Source organism: Phytohabitans sp. LZ39 (assembly GCF_059359075.1).
In genome coordinates this window covers 59,363-77,089 of sequence record NZ_JCADBM010000019.1, presented here as the reverse complement: position 1 = coordinate 77,089, position 17,727 = coordinate 59,363, and the positions used below count along the sequence as shown (strand labels likewise).

The 17,727-nt window shown below is 70.5% G+C and carries 14 protein-coding genes; 10 read left to right on the top strand and 4 right to left on the bottom strand.

The genetic code is table 11. The annotated features are described in order from the left end of the window. Positions 1 to 145: 145 nt before the first annotated feature. Genes AC5L36_RS31225 through AC5L36_RS31195 form a run of 7 tightly spaced genes read left to right on the top strand, consistent with a single transcriptional unit; the run spans position 146 to position 10,363 of the window. Positions 146 to 2,533, top strand: a complete 2,388-nt coding sequence (locus AC5L36_RS31225) for a beta-xylosidase/alpha-l-arabinosidase (protein ID WP_441222351.1) — start codon at positions 146 to 148, stop codon at positions 2,531 to 2,533. Continuing rightward, positions 2,530 to 3,519: an ABC transporter permease gene (locus AC5L36_RS31220; protein ID WP_441222350.1), complete on the top strand. Its 990-nt coding sequence runs from the start codon at positions 2,530 to 2,532 to the stop codon at positions 3,517 to 3,519. Before AC5L36_RS31225 ends, AC5L36_RS31220 begins: the two co-directional genes overlap by 4 nt. Beyond that, positions 3,513 to 4,433, top strand: a complete 921-nt coding sequence (locus AC5L36_RS31215) for a carbohydrate ABC transporter permease (protein ID WP_441222349.1) — start codon at positions 3,513 to 3,515, stop codon at positions 4,431 to 4,433. The genes AC5L36_RS31220 and AC5L36_RS31215 overlap by 7 nt, the downstream gene beginning before the upstream one ends. A gap of 56 nt (positions 4,434 to 4,489) precedes the next feature. Continuing rightward, on the top strand, positions 4,490 to 6,133 hold the full coding sequence (locus AC5L36_RS31210; protein ID WP_441222348.1) for an ABC transporter substrate-binding protein: 1,644 nt from the start codon (positions 4,490 to 4,492) through the stop codon (positions 6,131 to 6,133). Positions 6,134 to 6,135: 2 nt separating this feature from the next. Further along, positions 6,136 to 7,659 (top strand): GH39 family glycosyl hydrolase, encoded by a 1,524-nt coding sequence (locus AC5L36_RS31205; protein WP_441222347.1) that lies wholly within the window; start codon positions 6,136 to 6,138, stop codon positions 7,657 to 7,659. Continuing rightward, entirely contained in the window at positions 7,656 to 8,345 is a 690-nt protein-coding gene (locus AC5L36_RS31200) for a DUF624 domain-containing protein (protein WP_441222346.1), read from the top strand. The genes AC5L36_RS31205 and AC5L36_RS31200 overlap by 4 nt, the downstream gene beginning before the upstream one ends. Beyond that, positions 8,342 to 10,363 (top strand): beta-galactosidase, encoded by a 2,022-nt coding sequence (locus AC5L36_RS31195; protein ID WP_441222345.1) that lies wholly within the window; start codon positions 8,342 to 8,344, stop codon positions 10,361 to 10,363. The genes AC5L36_RS31200 and AC5L36_RS31195 overlap by 4 nt, the downstream gene beginning before the upstream one ends. Here AC5L36_RS31195 and AC5L36_RS31190 read toward each other — a convergent pair. Then, positions 10,357 to 12,294, bottom strand: coding sequence for an alpha-glucuronidase (locus tag AC5L36_RS31190; RefSeq protein WP_441222344.1), 1,938 nt, complete (start codon positions 12,292 to 12,294; stop codon positions 10,357 to 10,359). The two genes, AC5L36_RS31195 and AC5L36_RS31190, sit on opposite strands and share 7 nt — an antisense overlap. A 100-nt stretch (positions 12,295 to 12,394) precedes the next feature. On the opposite strand from AC5L36_RS31190, the gene AC5L36_RS31185 reads away from it, so the two are divergent. Continuing rightward, entirely contained in the window at positions 12,395 to 14,095 is a 1,701-nt protein-coding gene (locus tag AC5L36_RS31185; RefSeq protein ID WP_441222343.1) for an LTA synthase family protein, read from the top strand. 10 nt (positions 14,096 to 14,105) lie between these two features. Next, positions 14,106 to 15,407: a hypothetical protein gene (locus AC5L36_RS31180; protein ID WP_494909407.1), complete on the top strand. Its 1,302-nt coding sequence runs from the start codon at positions 14,106 to 14,108 to the stop codon at positions 15,405 to 15,407. On the opposite strand, the gene AC5L36_RS31175 is transcribed toward AC5L36_RS31180, so the two are convergent. From AC5L36_RS31175 to AC5L36_RS31165, 3 genes are all read right to left on the bottom strand, one after another. Further along, on the bottom strand, positions 15,352 to 15,681 hold the full coding sequence (locus tag AC5L36_RS31175) for a TfoX/Sxy family protein (protein WP_441222341.1): 330 nt from the start codon (positions 15,679 to 15,681) through the stop codon (positions 15,352 to 15,354). The two genes, AC5L36_RS31180 and AC5L36_RS31175, sit on opposite strands and share 56 nt — an antisense overlap. A 74-nt stretch (positions 15,682 to 15,755) precedes the next feature. Beyond that, entirely contained in the window at positions 15,756 to 16,469 is a 714-nt protein-coding gene (locus tag AC5L36_RS31170) for a Clp protease N-terminal domain-containing protein (protein ID WP_441222340.1), read from the bottom strand. Positions 16,470 to 16,536: 67 nt separating this feature from the next. Beyond that, a complete protein-coding gene (locus AC5L36_RS31165; RefSeq protein ID WP_441222339.1) occupies positions 16,537 to 17,178 on the bottom strand; it encodes a maleylpyruvate isomerase family mycothiol-dependent enzyme in 642 nt (213 codons plus the stop codon). Positions 17,179 to 17,282: 104 nt separating this feature from the next. Between AC5L36_RS31165 and AC5L36_RS31160 the strand changes: the two genes are divergently transcribed. After that, on the top strand, positions 17,283 to 17,720 hold the full coding sequence (locus tag AC5L36_RS31160; RefSeq protein WP_441222338.1) for a MarR family winged helix-turn-helix transcriptional regulator: 438 nt from the start codon (positions 17,283 to 17,285) through the stop codon (positions 17,718 to 17,720). Positions 17,721 to 17,727 lie beyond the last annotated feature (7 nt).

Sequence of the window (17,727 nt, the reverse complement as noted above, 5' to 3'; positions counted from 1 at the left end):
CGCCCAGGCATGACCCACAGGACCATACACCAAGTTGACCATTGCAATCGAGCCTCTTGACATCGATCGGCGGCGACGCCTAAGTTGCCGCCATATGTAACGGAGTTGTTGCGGAAACTTTCGAGTGTGCGAGCCCGGGGGCGGCATGACGAGTCAGGTACCGGTCGATACGGAGCTCGCGCCCGAGGCCACGCGGTGGCGCGACGCGAAGCTGTCACCGGCCGAGCGCGCCGGCGCACTCCTGCCGCACATGACGCTGGAGGAGAAGATCGCCCAGCTCGTTGGCGTCTGGGTGGGAGCCGACGCCGACGGCGGCGGGGTCGCGCCGCACCAGGCCGACATGACGGGCGACGCGCCGTGGAGCGAGATGATCCGGCACGGGCTGGGGCAGCTCACCCGGCCGTTCGGCACCGCGCCGGTCGACCCGGTGCTCGGCGCCCGCTCGCTGGCGGTCTCCCAGGCCGAGATCGTGGCCAACAGCCGCTTCGGCATCCCGGCGCAGGTGCACGAGGAATGCCTGACCGGCTTCGCCACCTGGCGCGCGACCGCGTACCCGACGCCGCTGAGCTGGGGCGCCGCCTTCGACCCCGACCTCGTCGAGGAGATGGCCGGGCACATCGGCCGGTCGATGCGGGCCGCCGGCGTACACCAGGGGCTGGCACCCGTGGTGGACGTGACCCGCGACTACCGGTGGGGCCGCACCGAGGAGACCATCGGCGAAGACCCGTACCTGGTGGGCACCATCGGCGCCGCGTACGTGCGAGGCCTCGAGAAGGCCGGCGTCGTCGCCACCCTCAAGCACTTCGCGGGCTATTCGGCGTCCCGCGGCGGCCGCAACCACGGTCCCGTGCAGATGGGGCGGCGGGAGCTGGCCGACGTGGTGCTGCCGCCGTTCGAGATGGCGCTGCGGCTCGGCGGCGCCCGCTCGGTGATGAACTCGTACGCCGAGATCGACGGCCTCCCGGTCGCGGCCGACGAGACGTTGCTGACCGGCCTGCTCCGCGACGAGTGGGGCTTCACCGGCACGGTCGTCTCGGACTACTTCGCGGTGCGGTTCCTACAGACGCTGCACGCCGTGGCCGCCGACGCGGTACACGCCGCCACGCTCGCCCTGCGCGCCGGGATCGACGTCGAGCTGCCGACGGTCGACGCGTTCGGCCCGGCGCTGGTCGAGGCCGTCCGCGCGGGCGTGGTCGACGAGGCGCTGATCGACCGCGCCGCGTACCGGGTGCTGACCCAGAAGGCCGAGCTGGGGCTGCTCGACGAGGGGTGGCGGCCGCTGCCCGAGGGCGCCGACGACCTGAGCTTCGACGACGAGACCGGCCGGGACATCGCGCTGCGCCTGGCCCGCCAGTCGATCGTGCTGGTGCGCAACGAAGGCGGCGTGCTGCCGCTCGCGCCCGGCGCGCGGGTGGCGCTGGTCGGCCCCGTCGCGGACGACCCACTCGCCATGCTCGGCTGCTACGCGTTTCCGACCCACGTCGGCGTGAAACACCCGGACCATGAGGTCGGCGTGGAGATCCCTACGCTGCGCGAGGCGCTCGGCCGTCTGGTCCCGGGCCTCGTGTACGAGCCCGGTTGCGAGATCACCGGCGACGACACCTCCGGTATCGCGGTCGCGGCCGCCGCGGCGGCGGAGAGCGACGTCTGCGTGGTCGCCGTCGGCGACCGGGCCGGGCTCTTCGGCCGGGGCACGTCGGGCGAGGGCTGCGACGCCGCCGACCTACGCCTGCCGGGCGTCCAGGCCGATCTGGTGCACGCGGTGCTGACCACCGGCAAGCCGGTCGTGCTCGTGCTGCTCACCGGCCGGCCGTACGCGATCGGCGAAGAGTTCGACGCCGCCGCCGGCATCGTGCAGGCGTTCTTCCCCGGGCAGCGGGGCGGGCAGGCACTCGCCGAGGTACTCACCGGCGCGGTCAGCCCGTCCGGGCGGCTGCCGGTCAGCATCCCCCGCGACTCGGGCGGCCTGCCCACCACCTATCTAGCGCCGCCGCTGGGCCGCCGCAACCAGGTGTCCTCTGTGGACCCGACGCCGGCGTTCGCGTTCGGGCACGGGCTCAGCTACACGGCGTTCGAGTGGTGCGACGCGGCCGGCGACACCGAGTGGCCCGTCGACGGCGACGCCACGGTGCAGGTCACGGTCCGCAACACCGGCTCGCGGGCCGGCACCGAGGTGGTCCAGCTCTACCTGCACGACGCGGTCGCCCAGATCACCCGGCCGGTGGTCCGCCTCGTCGGGTACACGCGGGTGCCACTGGAGCCGGGTGAGACGGCGCGGGTGACGTTTACCGTGCCCGCCGACGTCGCCGCCTTCACCGGGGTGCATGGCCGCCGCGTCGTCGAGCCCGGCGACGTGGAGCTCCGCTTCGGCCGGTCGGCCGGCGACACGGTGGCCGAGCTGTCGCTGCGCCTCGCCGGTGCCGAGCGCGAGGTCGGCCACGAGCGCCGATTTCTGGCCCAGGTGCGCGTGGACCGCGCCGTGCCGGTCAAGCAAGCCGTTCGGGAGGGACACGGCGGGGAGGGCACCGCATGAGTACTCCGAAAACTCTAGATCCACCACCGACGACACTGGCGGAGCCGACGCTCCCACCGATAGCCCGCAAGGTCCGCAAGGGCCGGTACCCGTGGCGCCGCGCGATACGCCGGGACTGGCAGCTCTACTCGCTCGCGCTCCTTCCGCTGCTGTTCTTCGTGATCTTCCGGTACCTGCCGATGGTCGGCAACGTGATCGCCTTCCGGCGCTTCCGGCCCGGCGGCGGCATCTTCGGCGAGTACTGGGTCGGCCTCCGGTACGTGAAGATGTTCCTGAGCGATCCGACCTTCTGGGACGTCTTCACCAACACGCTGATCCTCGGCGGCCTGACCTTGCTGGTCTGTTTCCCGCTGCCGATCGTGCTCGCGCTGCTGCTCAACGAGGTGCGCACCCGATACCTCAAGCGGTTCGTCCAGTCGGTGTCGTACCTGCCGCACTTCCTGTCGATCGTGATCGTGGCCGGCATGATCCTCCAGATGGTGTCCGTCGACGGCGTGGTCAACCAGCTCGTCAACGCGCTCGGCGGCGAACCCGCCGCGTTCATCCAGAAACCCGAGTGGTTCCGCACCATCTACGTCTCGTCGGAGGCGTGGCAGACCGTCGGCTGGGGCACGATCCTCTACCTCGCCGCGTTCACCACCATCGACCAGGATCTGTACGAGGCGGCGCGGATCGACGGCGCCAACCGGTGGCGCCAGACCTGGCACGTGACGTTGCCCGGCATCCGGCCGACGATGATGACACTGCTGATCCTCAACATCGGCACGTTCATGGCGGTCGGCTTCGAGAAGATCCTGCTGATCTACAACCCGCTCACCTACGAGACCGCGGACGTCATCTCCACGTACGTGTACCGCGTCGGCATCGTCTCCGGCAACCTCAGCTACGCCGCGGCGATCGGGCTCTTCGAGGCGATCATCGGGCTGACGCTCGTGCTGTCGGCGAACTACATCTCCCGCCGCGCTGTGGGGGCGAGCCTGTGGTAACCATCGACGCGATCCGGCGCCCGATCCGGCGGAAGAAGGGCATCCGGCCCAGCCGCGGCTACCGCGCGTTCATGGTGGTCAACGCGATCATCCTGACCGGCGTGGTAATCGTGACGCTCTACCCCTTCATCAACATCGTGGCCCGTTCGATGAGCGACCAGGCGTACATCATCAGCGGTCAGGTGAACCTCCTCCCGAAGGGGTTCAACCTCTCGGCGTACGACCACGTGATGTCCGACCCGATGTTCTGGAGGAACTACCGCAACACCGTCTTCTACACGACGGTCGCGACGGCCGTCGCCCTGGTCCTGACCACCACCTACGCCTACGTCCTGTCCAAGAAGCACCTCAAGGGCCGCACGTTCCTGATCACCATCGCGGTCTTCACCATGTTCTTCAACGGCGGCCTGATCCCCAACTACATCCTGGTCACCAGCCTGGGTCTGAAGAACTCGGTCTGGGCCATCGCCCTGCCGAACGCCATCAGTGTCTTCAACCTCCTGGTCATGAAGGCGTTCTTCGAAAGCCTGCCGACTGATCTGGAGGAGGCCGCGGCCGTCGACGGCCTCAACACATACGGGATCCTGTTCCGGATCGTGCTGCCGCTGTCGAAGGCGATCGTCGCGACGATGGTGCTTTTCTACGCGGTCTCCTTCTGGAACTCCTGGTTTTCCGCGTTCCTCTACATGGACCGGCAGGAGCTCTTCCCGGTCACGGTGTATCTCCGCAACCTCATCGCGGGCTCGACCGGCTCCGAGATGGCCGGCGCCATCGCCGAACAGGACGAAGCGCAGGTCGACGCCACGATCAAGTCCGTGACCATCGTGCTCACCACTCTGCCCATCCTCACGGTCTATCCCTTCATCCAGCGGTACTTCGTCTCCGGCATCATGCTCGGCGCCGTGAAGGGCTAGCCCCGAAAGCCTTACGTCCCACCCCGAGATACTCATCCTCCTGAAAGGACGGTGCGATGTTCCTACTATCCCGGCGTCGCGTGGTGGCCGCCACGGCCAGCGCGCTCGCTCTCACGCTGGGCCTCGCCGCCTGCGGTGACGACAGCGACCCGGCCGAGGAGCTCTCCGCGAACCGGTCCGGCGCGATGGAGAACTTCAAGGTCGGCGAGCAGTTCAAGGCGACCGAGCCGGTGAAGTTCTCGATCCTCCTCCTCAACAACGCGAACTACCCGGTCAAGCCCGACTGGCTCTTCTGGCAGGAGCTGGAGAAGCGGACCAACGTCACGTTCGATCAGGTCGCGGTGCCGGGAAGCGACTACGAGCAGAAGCGCAGCGTGCTTATCAGCGCCGGCGACGCCCCGCTGATCATCCCGAAGACGTACCACCCGTCGGAGAACGCGTTCGTCTCCTCCGGCGCGATCCTGCCGGTCAGCGACTACATCGATCTCATGCCCAACTACAAGGACAAGATCGCGAAGTGGAACCTCGGGCCGGAGATCGACGGTCTCCGTCAGGCGGATGGCAAGTACTACCTGCTGCCCGGCGTGCACGAGAAGGCGTGGCAGGACTACTCCCTTGTCGTCCGCACCGACATCCTCCAGGAGCTCGGCCTACAGGAGCCGAAGACCTGGGACGAGGTCTACACGATGCTCAAGGCCATGAAGGCGAAGTACCCGAACGTCTACCCGATGACCGACCGGTACAGCCAGCCCCGCCCGACCGGCAACCTGTACAACATCCTCGGCTCGTCCTACGGCGCTCCGGGCGGCTGGGGCTTCGAGCACGCGAGGTGGGACGCATCCGCCGGCAAGTTCTTCTACACCGCCGCCAGCGACAAGTGGAAGGAGTGGGTCACCTTCCTCAACAAGCTCGTGTCGGAGAAGCTGCTCGACCCGGAGAGCTTCACCCAGACCGACGACCAGGCGCGCTCGAAGATCGCCACCGACAAGTCGTTCGTGATCACTGGTAACGCGCAGGCTCTCGTGAACGACTACCGGGCGGATCTCTCGAAGAACCCCAAGGCACAGATGAAGAAGATCCCGCTGCCGGTCGGGCCGGCCGGTGAGGTCAACCCCGCCAGCCGCCTGGAGAACGGCGTCATGATCTCCACGAAGGCCAAGGACAACAAGAACTTCGTGGCCATGATGCAGCTCATCGACTGGCTGTTCTACTCGGACGCCGGTCAGGAGTTCGCCAAGCTGGGCGTCGAGGGCGTGACCTACACCAAGGACGCCTCGGGCAAGCCGCAGATCGTCGACAGCGTCAACGTCGTCGGCCTGCACCCCAAGGCGCCCAAGCACCTCCAGAAGGACTTCGGCTTCTACAACGGCGTGTTCGCCTACGGCGGCAAGCCCGAGCTGGTGCAGGCGTTCTTCTCGCCGGAGGAGCAGGAGTACCAGAAGGTGCTGAACGCCCGTCCGGCGGCGCCGTGGGTGGTGCCACCGCCGGCCCCGTTCAACGACGAGGAGCGCGAGCAGGCGACGCTGTGGGAGACCGCGCTGCGCGACTACATCGAGCAGCAGACCCTGCGCTTCATCCTCGGCCAGCGGCCCCTCACCGAGTGGGACAAGTACCTGACCGAGCTGAAGAGCAAGAACATGGACCAGTACATGGAGCTTCAGCAGAAGGCGTACGAACGCTACAAGAAGGAACACGGCTGACCGTGCGGGTCTCCGTACCGAAAGACTCGACCGGCCGGTTGTCCGGCGCTTGGCGCCACTGCGTCGGCACCGGCCGGTTCGAGCTCGCCCTCCGCCGCGACTACCAGGACTCGCTGGCGCTGGTCCAGCGCGAGATCGGCTTTCGCCACATCCGGGGGCACGGCCTGCTCAGTGACGGCGTCGGCGTCTACCGGCCGTTCGAGCACCGGGGCGCCCGCCGCGTGCACCACGCGTTCACCTACGTCGACCAGGTCGTCGACGCCTACCTCGAACTCGGCGTCAAGCCGTTCCTGGAGCTCGGCTTCATGCCCGCCGAGCTGGCCTCCGGCGAGCAGACCGTCTTCTGGTGGGACGGCAACGTCACGCCGCCGCGCTCCTGGCCCGAGTGGGCCGACCTGGTCCGCGCGACCATCTCCCACCTCGTCGACCGCTACGGGCTCGACGAGGTGCGCGGCTGGCCGATCGAGGTGTGGAACGAGCCCAACCTCAAGGAGTTCTGGGCCGGCGCCGACCAGGACGCCTACCACCGCCTGTACGAGCTGACCGCGCACACCGTCAAGGAGGTCGACGCCGGGCTCCAGGTCGGCGGCCCGGCCCTCGCCCCCGACGCCGGTGACTGGCTGCTCCGCTTCGCCGACTTCGTCGCCGCACGCGACGTGCCCATCGACTTCGTCAGCCAGCACGCGTACACCTCCGGACCGGCCCAGCACGTGCCGTTCGGCACGTACCAGCGGCTGGCTCCGTCGAGCCGCCTGCTGGAACAGTTCGCCCGGCCGGGACGCAAGCTGCGCGGCACCGCACTGGCCGGCCTGCCGGTGCACATCACCGAGTTCAACTCGTCCTACCGGCCGGACAACCCGGTGCACGACACCGCGTTCAACGCCGCCTACCTCGCCCCGGTGCTGGCCGCCGGCGGTGACCTGGTGGACTCCTTCTCGTACTGGACGTTCAGCGACGTGTTCGAGGAGGTGGGTGTGCCGACCGCACTGTTGCACGGCGGCTTCGGGCTGCTCGCCCACCGCCAGGTCAAAAAGCCGACGTACCACCTGTACGCGTTCATGGCGCGCATGGGCGAGCTGCTCCTGACCCGCGGCCTCGACCACCTCGTCACCCGGGACGCCACCGGCCGCGTGACGGTGCTGGCGTGGGCACCCGTGGACGTCACCGACCTCGGCACCGCGCCCGCCGGACACACGGTCAGCTTGTCGATCCCGCTCGACCCTCCACAAGGGACTGCGTTCGCGCTGCGCTCGTCGGTCAGCGACGAGGCGGGCAACGCCTGGGCGGCGTGGTCCGCGATGGGCCGCCCGCGCTCCCCCGACCGCCGGCAGCTCGACGCGCTGCGCGAGCTGGCCGAGCCGGCCCGCCGCCATCAGGCGCTGCCGATCGTGGGCGGGCGCGTCGACCTCGACCTCACCCTCGACCGCCACGAGGTGACGCTGGTGGAGATCACCGCCGTCACCGACGAGACCCCGCCGTGGTGGGACGACGACCGGCTACTGGGCACCGGGGAGGAAGAAGGATGAGCGAGCTCGCTGGAGCCAAACGTCACTTCGGCAACGGCCCCCTGTCGCAGGGCGCCGCGTTCATTTACACGCTGCTCGTCGTCGAGCTGCTCATCCTGCTCACCACCCTGCCGGGGTTGGTGCCGCTCCTCCTGCTCGCCGCGGACCGGTCCAACATCCCGCTCTTCGCCGCGTGTGCGATCCCGCTCGGCCCGGCCCTGTCCGCCGCCCTGTACGCGCTGCGCAACCGCAGCGACGACCTCACCGAGCTGCACCCGGCGGCGGCGTTCTGGCGCGGATACCGGCTCAACTTCCTGGGCAGCCTCCGGATCTGGGTGCCCTGCCTGGTCTGGCTGACTCTCATCGGCATGAGCCTGGCCAACTTCGGCGCCGCGGGCGTGCCCGGGTGGTGGGCCGGCCTGCTCGTCGCGATCGGGATCGTGGTGACCCTCTGGCTCGGCAACGCCCTGGTGATCACCTCGCTGTTCTCGTTTCGGACCATCGACATCGCCCGGCTCGCGCTGCTCTTCATCGCCCGCACGCCGGGAGTGACGCTCGGCAACGCCTGCCTGCTGGTGCTGACCGGCCTTCTCACCGCGGCCACCTCCGAGGCCGTGGTCGCGCTGTTGGGTTCGGTCTTCGCGCTCGTGCTGCTGTTAACCTCCCGACCGATGATCAACAAGATCACGGAGGAGTTCACCGCATGAGCGCCCTGCCCGCTACGTCGAAGGTGCCGTACGGCGGGGACTACAACCCCGAGCAGTGGCCCGAGCAGGTGTGGAAGCAGGACTACGAGCTCTTCGACACGGCCCGGATCGACACGGTCACGCTCGGCGTCTTCATCTGGGCACAGAGCCAGCCGGCCCCCGACGTGTACGACTTCACCACGCTCGACCGGATCGTCGGGCGGGCCGCCGCCGAAGGCCGGCAGATCTGCCTCGCCACCGGCACCGGCGCGCTCCCGCCCTGGCTGGCCAAGGCCCACCCGGAGGTCAACCGCACCGACTTCGACGGGCGGCGCCACCGGTACGGGCAGCGGCACAACGCCTGCCCCAGCTCGCCCGTCTTCCGCCGCCTCTCGGCGGAGATGGCGCGCCGCGTCGCCGAGCGGTACGCCGGCAACCCGGCCGTCATCGCCTGGCACGTCGGCAACGAGTACGGCGGCGCTTGCTACTGCGACCTGTGCGCGGCCGGATTCCGCGACTGGCTGCGGGCGCGTTACTCCACTTTGGACCGGCTGAACGCCGCCTGGAACACCACGTTCTGGTCGCACACGTTCACCGACTGGGACGAGGTCGAGCCGCCGTCCGCGCTGACCGAGCACTGGCGCGGGCCCGGCCACACCGCGTTCCAAGGCATCACGCTCGACTACCTACGGTTCATGTCCGACGCCATGCTCGCCAACTTCCGCGACGAGAAGGCCGCGATCCGCGAGTCCGACCCGGACACCCCGGTCACCACCAACTTCATGGGCATGTTCCGGCCGATCGACTATCACCGCTGGGCGGAGCACCTCGACTTCGCCTCGTGGGACAACTATCCGCCGGACGACACGTCGCAGGCGCGGATGGCGCTCACCCACGACCTGATGCGCGGGCTCAAGGACGGCCAGCCGTTCTGGCTGATGGAGCAGACGCCGAGCTACACCGCCTCCCGCGACGTCAACCCGCTCAAGCGGCCCGGACTCATGCGGCTGTGGAGCTGGCAGGCGGTGGCGCACGGTGCCGACGCGGTGCTGTTCTTCCAGATGCGCGCGTCCCGGGGCGCCTGCGAGAAGTACCACGGCGCGGTCATCGGCCACGGCAGCCGGTCGGACACCCGGGTCTTCCGCGAGGTCGCCGAGCTCGGCGCGGAGCTCGACCGGCTGGGCGGCGTCACGCTCGGCGCACGTACGCCGGCCCGGGTCGCCCTGCTCTTCGACTGGGACAGCTGGTGGGCGCTGGAGCTCTCCGACGGGCCCTCCCGCCTGGTCCGGTACCAGCAGGTCGTGCTCACGTACCACAAGGCGCTGTGGGATGCCGGCACCGACGTCGACGTGGTGCCGGTGACCGCCGACCTGTCCCGCTACGACGTGGTGATCGCGCCGGCCCTGCACATGGTCAAGGGCGACCTGGCGGAGCGGCTGGAGCAGGTGGCCAGCCGCGGTGGCTCGGTGGTGACCACGTTCCTGTCCGCGCGGGTCGACGAGGACGACAACGCGTTCCTCATGGACGTGCCGGGACCGCTGGGTCCGCTGATGGGCGTGCGCGTCGACGAGTGGGACGCGCGCGGCCCCGAGTTCGTCAACCCGGTGCGCTTCGACAACGGCCCGGTCGTCGACGCGCGGCTCCTCTTCGAGCTGGTGATCCCGCAGGGCGCGGACGTGGTCGGCACCTACGAGGCCGACTTCTACGCCGGCACGCCCGCCGTGACCCGCAACGTGTTCGGCGCGGGCTACGGCTGGTACGTGGCCGCCGGGCTGGACCAGGCCGGCGTCTCGTGGGTGGTCCGGCAGGTGCTCGACTGGCACAACCTGAGCGGCCCGTACCCGGACGTGCCAGACCTGGAGACCGCGGTGCGGGTCACCCGCGACGGCACGCACCTGCTCTTCCTGCTCAACCACAACACCGAGCCGGTCGAGGTGGTGGCCCGGGCGGGCGGCGTCGACCTGCTCACCGGCGCACGGGTCCACATCGGACAGGTGATCCGGCTGGACCCGCGCGGCGTGATGGTGCTGCGTCAGTAGATGCGGCGGCCCTTCGCGTCGGGCACCCCGGACTTGCGGTAGAAGTACGTGTTGACCTGGTCGCGCCACTCCGCCGCCGAACGCACCTGCTCGTCGAGGCGCTCGCGGACGCGCGTGTCGAGGCCGGCGTCCACCTGACCGGCGAGCCGCTCCCAGAGCCGCCGCATCTCGACGGTCCGCTCGGCCCCGGCGAAGTGCGTGTCGTAGATGTGCTGGATCACCGTCGAGCCGTTCCGCAGCACGTGCCCGTACGGCACGTGGTGGAAGAAGAGCAGCAGCTCGTCGGGGCACCGCTCCAGCGACTCGTACACGTCCGACCACGGCTCGGGGTACTGCCCGGTGAAGCCGGTGCCGGTCGCCCGGGTGCGGTCGACGCCCACGCCGTCGCGATCGGCGAAGTGGTACGTGCCCCAGGGCGTGTACTCGTATCCGTCGACGTCCGGGCCGTAGTGGTGACCCGGCCGCACCATGAACCCGACGCCCAGCGGCGCCGTGTACGACTCGTAGGTACGCCAGGAGTCGTCGAGGATCGCGTGCAGCGCCTCCCGGTCGACCTCCGTCCCGAGCGTCACGTCGATCCATTCGTCCAGGATGGACACCGGGTCGAGCGCCGGATCCCAGGCGAGGCGGCCGAAGGCGTACAGGTTTGCCTGTGCGAGCGGGTGACCGGTCCAAAATGGATCGTCGCCGACATTCGAGACCGCGACGACCTCCTTGGCGAGCCCGGCGACATCCGCCGCCTCGGTCAGCGGGAAGCCGAGTATCGCGCTCCACATCGGACCGAGGTAGCACGCGTGCCGCTGCTGTCCGGTGTACTCCTGCGTGACCTGAAGCTCGACCGCCACGGCGGTGGCGGGCATCGCGGCGATGACCGGCGATATGGGCTCGCGGGTCTGGAAGTCGATCGGGCCGTACTTGACCTGGAGGATCGCGTTGTCGCGGAACTGGCCGTCGAGCGGCGCGAAGTGGTCGTACGCGGCGCGTGCCCGGTCGGTGGAGCGGTCTCGCCAGTCCTGCCGATGGTTGTAGACGAACGCTCGCCAGTGCACGACGCCGCCGAAGGGCGCCAGGGCGTCAGCGAGGGCGTTCGCGCCGTCCCCGTGGCTGCGCCCGTACCCGAACGGGCCGGGCTGGCCCTCGGAGTCGGCCTTGACGACGTAGCCGCCGAAGTCGGGGATCGCCTCGTACACCCGGCGGGTGGCCTCCGCCCACCAGGCGCGCACACCCTCGTCGAGCGGGTCGGCGGTGGGCAGCCCGCCGAGGATGACCGGTGCGGCGAAGTTGACCGAGAGGTGCACCCGGATCCCGTACGGCCGCAGCACGTCGGCGATCGCCGCGACGTCACCGAGGCGCTCGGTGAGCAGCTTCGCCTCGGTCGCGTGGACGTTGACGTTGTTGACGGAGATGGCGTTGATTCCGACAGCGGCCAGCAGTCGCGCGTAGGCCCGCACCCGGGCCAGGTCACGCGCCGCGCCGGCCCGCCAGAAGATCGAGCCGCCCGAGTAGCCGCGCTCCACCTGGCCCATCACCGGGTGCACGTCGACGTGGTCCCAGTGGTCGAGCATCCGTCGCCGCATCGCCGGCACATGCCGCTCCACGGGCCGGTCGCCGGTGAACGCCGCCTCGCCCAGCCGCACGACGTGGAAGAAGCCGTAGAGCAGGCCGGCCGGCGCGTCGGCCAGCACCGTGGTCACGCCATCGCGCCGGGAGAGGGCGAACCCCTCGTCACCCAGCGAGCCCACCTCGCCGGCAAAGCCGAGGACCAGCTCCGCGTCCTCCGCGATGGTGGCTCCGGCGCGGGTCACCTCCGCCCGCACCGTCTCGACCAGCGGGCCGGTGCCCGCCACCCGCACCTGGCGCGCGGCTATCGCCCGGAACGCCTCCGGCGGCAGCCAGGCCGGGTGCACGCCGTCGAGGTCATCGGTGCTCACGGATACCTCCCCGATCAGACTGTTCCGTAAATTTACCGGAAGCGTCTCGCGGCGCGGAGAGGCGCTGAACTGTTCCCGTCAAACGGCCGTTCTAGTTGTCATGCGGACGTTGACGGCCCAGGTAGAGCCCGCCTCGACCGCGCCGGCACCGGTGCGGGAGCCCAGCAGGCCGCCGAGGCTCGCCCGCACGCGCCGGGTCGTGAGGCATGCCGTCACCGTGCTGGCCTGGCTACTGGTGGTGGGTGCGCTCCTGCTCCCGAACGAGCTGGCCAAGGTCAGCCCGTGGACGTTCCTCCGGATCCCGGTCGAGGCCGTACTCGGCGTGGCGGTGCTGCTCGCCCTGCCGCCCCGGCCGCGCCGGGTGGTGGCGGTCGCCGGCGGCGCGGGCCTCGGCCTCGTCACGATCCTGAAGGTCGTCGACATCGGCTTCTACTCGGTGCTCGACCGGCCCTTCGACCCGATCTTCGACGTCAGCCTCTTCGACCCCGCGGTGGTCTTCCTCACCCAGGCGATCGGCAAGGCCGGCGCGATCGCCGCGGTCGTCGGTGCGGTGCTCCTGGTCATCGCCGTGGTCGTGCTGATGATCCTGTCGGTGCTGCGGGCGACCCGCCAGGTGGTGACGCACCGGCAGACCGCCACGCGCACCGCCGCCGCGCTGGCTCTCGCGTGGTTCGTCTGCGCCGCGCTGGGCGCGCACGTGGTCTCCGACGCGCCGGTCGCCGCCAGCGACACCGCCGGCCTCATGCGCGGACACGCGGCCCAGATCCGGGCGAGCCTGCGCGACCAGGAGGCCTTCGAGGCGGAGGCGGCGGTCGACGCGTTCCGGAACACGCCCGGCGACCAGCTGCTGACCGCGCTGCGCGGCAAGGACGTGCTGCTCACGTTCATCGAGAGCTACGGCCGCGACGCGATCGAGGACCCGCTGTACGCGCCGAGGGTCGACGCGGTGCTCGCCGACGGCGCCCGCCGCCTCACCGCTGCCGGCTTCGACTCGCGCAGCGCGTTCCTCACCTCGTCGACGGCGGGCGGGGGCAGCTGGCTGGCGCACGCGACGCTCAACTCCGGCCTCTGGATCAACAACCAAAAGCGGTACCGCTCGCTGGTCTCCAGCGACCGCCTCACGCTCAGCAGCGCCTTCCGGCGGGCCGACTGGCGCACGGTCGGCATGATGCCGGGCGTCACGCAGGCCTGGCCGGAGGGGCGCTTCTACGGGTACGACCAGGTCTACGACGCCAAGAACGTCGGCTACCAGGGGCCGCCGTTCGCCCTGGCGACGATGCCCGACCAGTACACGCTCTCGGCGTTCCAGCGGCTGGAGTACGGCCGGGCCGAGCGCGGGCCGCTGTTCGCCGAGATGCCGCTCACCTCGAGCCACGCGCCGTGGGCGCCGCTGCCCCACATGATCGACTGGAACGACGTCGGCGACGGCTCGGTCTACGGCCCCATCCACGACGCCGCCGAACCCTCGGACAAGGTGTGGGGCGACACCGACCGCACCCGCGCCGCCTACGGCCAGTCCCTCGAGTACTCGCTCACCGCGCTCACCCAGTGGGTCGAACGCTACGGCAACGACAACCTGGTGCTGATCTTCCTCGGCGACCACCAGCCGGCACCGCTGCTCACCGGCGGCGGCGCCACCCGCGACGTTCCCATCACGATCGTCACCCGCGACCAGGCGGTGCTGGACCGGATCGCGGGCTGGCGCTGGAGCGAGGGCCTCCAGCCCGCCCCGAAGGCACCGGTCTGGCGGATGGACACGTTCCGCGACAAGTTCCTGAGCACGTTCAGCACGCCCCGCTGACATGTGGCGGTTGTCGCGCCGGCTGGCCGCCGTCGTGGTCAGCCTGGCCGCGCTGGTCGGCGTGGCCCGGCTCGTCGTGCCGGTCACGGCCGGCACGTCCGACGAGCCATTCGGGGTACGCCGCCAGCTGGCGTTCCTCCGCGCGGAGCTGGCTGGTGGCGCGGGCGAGCGGGCGCAGGAGCTGTTTCCCGAGGGGTACTACTTCGCGCACGTGCTGTACGGGCTGAGCTGGGTCGAACTCGGCCACCGCGGCCCGGCCGGCGGGCGGGCGGAGGCGGCACGGGAGGCGCGCTGGGCGCTGGCCCGGCTGGAGTCGCCGGCCGGCCGCGAGCCGTTCAGCCCTGGCCTCACGCCGGAGTACGGCGTCTTCTACCGCGGCTGGACCAACTGGCTGCGCGGCGGACTGATCACGCTGGACCGCGATCCCGCTGAGCTGCGCCGCTTCGCCGACGACTCGGCCGCGCTGGGTGCCGCGTTCGACGGTGCGGCTTCGCCGTACCTGACCGCCTACCCGGCACAGGCCTGGCCGGTCGACTCCACCGTGGCGGTCGCGTCACTGCGGCTGCACGACACGCTGCTGCCACCCCGCTTCGCCGGCACGGTGTCGCGCTGGCTCGCCGGCGTGCGCGAGCGCCTCGATCCGCGTACCGGCCTGATGCCGCACCGCGTCGACCCGGCGACCGGCGAGCCTCAGGAGGTGGCCCGAGGGACCTCGCAGAGCGTGATCCACCGCTTTCTGGTGGAGATCGACCCGGCCTTCGCGGCCGAGCAGTACCTGCGCTTCCGCGACCGGTACGTGGTGCGGCCGCTCGGCCTCGGGCCGGCCGTGCGGGAGTACCCGAAGGGCATGGACGGCCCCGGCGACGTCGACTCGGGACCGCTGCCGCTCGGCGTCAGCCTCTCCGCGACCGTCGTCACGATCGGCGCCGCCCAGGTGCACGGCGACGCCCGGCTCGCCGGCGCGCTGGCCAACTACGGCGAGGTGGCCGGCGCGCCGATCGACACGCCGCGCACCAAACGGTACGCGCTCGGCCTGCTCCCCATCGGCGACGCGTTTCTGGCCTGGTCGAAGACAGCCCGGCCGTGGGTCGCCGCCCCGCGAGACCCGCCTCCCGCCGGCATCCCCTGGTGGTGGGCGCTCCCCATGCTGTCGCTGCTGCTGGCGGTCGGCGTGTTGCCGTGGACGCCGCGGCTGGTTTCGCGGGCTCCAGGGCTCGTTACGTGGGCTTCGCGGCTCGTCGCGTGGGCTTCGGGGGTCATTTCGCGGGGAGGGTCTTCGCGTAGGCGAAGCCCCGGTCCACCCACTCCTTGAGGTCGGCGTCCAGCGCCAGCCGCGCCGGCTCCACCACGAGCCAGCCGGCCAGCTCGCGATCACGCATCACCATCGCGTCGACACCCGGCCGGGCCTGGAGGTCGCCGGACTCAGCCGGGTCGACGCGCACCATCAGCCCGCCCTTGCCCCGCACGACGACCGCCATGTTGCCGCGCGCGAGAAAGGCAAGCCCGCCGAACATGCGCTTCTCCACCACCGGCTCCCGCCCGACAAGCTCGCGGACCCGATTGGCAAGATCTTCGTCGTAGGCCATCCCGGCATCCTCGCAGAACGCGTGCCGCTGCACGGCCCGGACGACGCCGCCCTCGGACGGGGGCGTAGCTGCGTCTATCCCTGCCCACGCCGGGACGCGTCCAGCAGCGTGGCGATCTCCTGCTCCGCCGCGTCCTTGCCGACGCCGAGGTCGGAAAGCACACCGCTGCCGTTTTCGTGCTCCAGCAGTGCCAGCAGCAGGTGCTCGGTGCCGATGTAGTTGTGCCCCAGCCGCAGCGCCTCCCGGAAGGTCAGCTCCATGACCTTCTTGCCCTCGCTGTCGTAGGGGATCGGGCCTTCGACCGGGTCGCCGCCCGCCGGCAGGGCCGCGGTCGCCGCCTCCCGGACCCGATCCAGGGGTACACCTTGGGCAACGATCGCCTTGGCCGCCAACGCCTCCGGCTCGGTCAGCAGGCCGAGCACGATGTGTGCCGGTCCGATGGTGGGGTTGGCCGCGGACCGGGCCGCCTCCTGCGACTCGAGGACGACAACGCGGCCGCGGGGCGTGAACCGGCGGAAGCTCTCGTCCGGGTCGATGGTGAACGGCTCGCCCTTTGCCACGAACCGCTTCTGTGCCGCCTGCTTGGTGACCCCCATGCTCTTGCCGATGTCGGTCCACGAGGCGCCCGAGCGGCGGGCCTGGTCGACGAAGTGACCGATCAGGTGGTCGGCGACCTCGCCGAGGTGCTCGGCGGCGAGGACCGCGTCGGTGAGCTGCTCCAGAGGCTCGCTGTGCACGTTTTTGATCGCGGCGATGAGCTCGTCGAGCTTGATGGTTGGCGTCGTCATGCCGTCAACCCTAAGTTGACGCGAGCACATCGTCAACCCTAAGTTGACGATGTCGAGGTGACCATCGCTAGGCGGCGGCACGCGCGAGAGTGGGCACGCCGGGGCCGGTCAGGTGTGGCAGGGCGGTGCTGACGCGGCCGGTGAGCAGCAGGAGCAGTGCGCCGATCGGACCGTCCACCTCGGCCCCCGCCCCGGCGGACCACTCGACGTCGGTGGCGACCAGCCGCACGCCACGCAGCCGCCGGCGAGCCCAGAACGGCCAGCCCATCGACCACACGCGGGATGCGCCGGCGCTCGCGGCGGCCAGCGGCATCGGGTGGGCGCGACCGAGCGGCACCGCGATGTCCTGACCGTGGACGAGGATGTCGAACAGGATGTTGCGGTAGCTGGTGACGACCGGCAGCCGGCGGGAGTCGGCGTGCTCGCGCAGCTCGGCGACCAGGCGTCCGGTCGGCCGGCTCTCGGCGTGCCGCACGGCGACATCGTGGTTGAGCCGGTGGAAGCGGCCGCCCGCCCGCAGCGCCTCCACCGCCATCGTGCGGACGCTCAGCACCTGAGGCGCCATCGCGATGTGTGCGGCGACGTCGCGGACCCGCCAGCCGGCGCAGAGCGACGGCCGCTCCCACTCGTCCGGCGACAGGCCCTCCAGCAGGTCGGCGAGCGCCCGCCGCTGCCCGGCGATCACCCGCCAGCTCTCCTCGCTGTCCATGGCGACCCTCCAGCGCAGAGATTTAGTAAGAATCTCTGACTACTTTAATCAGATACTCTGACCATGTGTCAAGCACACGGCGAGCTGTCAAGGGAGGCCGACCCGTGCCTGACCTGTCCCTCAACGTCGGCCTGCTGCTCTACATCCCCTATCGAGCCATGGAGGCGCGCGTCTTCGAGGCCCTGGCCGCGGCCGGGTTCGACGACTTCACGCCGGCGCAGGCGCGCGTCTTCCAGCGCATCGCGCCCGAGGGCAGCCGGCTGACCGAGCTGGCCGAGCAGGCGCAGATCACCAAGCAGTCGGCCGGCTTTCTCGTCGACCAGCTCGAGCGCGCGGGCTACGTCGAGCGCGTCCCGGATCCCACCGACGCCCGCGCGCGCCTGGTCCGGGTGGCCCCGCGCGGCGCCAAGGCCATCCCGCTGGCGGCGGCCGCCGTCGCCGAGGTCGAGGCGGAGTGGGTCGCGCATCTTGGCGCGCGGCGGATGAGCCAGCTGCGCGGCATCCTGACCCAGCTGCGCGAGATCACCGATCCATACCAGTAAGTCCACT

What these genes read in the sequence shown, in the direction of transcription:
- AC5L36_RS31175 (WP_441222341.1), bottom strand. Translation starts at nt 15,681, where the DNA reads ATGGCCTACGACGAAGATCTTGCCAATCGGGTCCGCGAGCTTGTCGGG.
- AC5L36_RS31165 (WP_441222339.1), bottom strand. Translation starts at nt 17,178, where the DNA reads ATGGACAGCGAGGAGAGCTGGCGGGTGATCGCCGGGCAGCGGCGGGCG.
- AC5L36_RS31170 (WP_441222340.1), bottom strand. Translation starts at nt 16,469, where the DNA reads ATGACGACGCCAACCATCAAGCTCGACGAGCTCATCGCCGCGATCAAA.
- AC5L36_RS31220 (WP_441222350.1), top strand. Translation starts at nt 2,530, where the DNA reads ATGAGTACTCCGAAAACTCTAGATCCACCACCGACGACACTGGCGGAG.
- AC5L36_RS31185 (WP_441222343.1), top strand. Translation starts at nt 12,395, where the DNA reads ATGCGGACGTTGACGGCCCAGGTAGAGCCCGCCTCGACCGCGCCGGCA.
- AC5L36_RS31195 (WP_441222345.1), top strand. Translation starts at nt 8,342, where the DNA reads ATGAGCGCCCTGCCCGCTACGTCGAAGGTGCCGTACGGCGGGGACTAC.
- AC5L36_RS31225 (WP_441222351.1), top strand. Translation starts at nt 146, where the DNA reads ATGACGAGTCAGGTACCGGTCGATACGGAGCTCGCGCCCGAGGCCACG.
- AC5L36_RS31210 (WP_441222348.1), top strand. Translation starts at nt 4,490, where the DNA reads ATGTTCCTACTATCCCGGCGTCGCGTGGTGGCCGCCACGGCCAGCGCG.
- AC5L36_RS31200 (WP_441222346.1), top strand. Translation starts at nt 7,656, where the DNA reads ATGAGCGAGCTCGCTGGAGCCAAACGTCACTTCGGCAACGGCCCCCTG.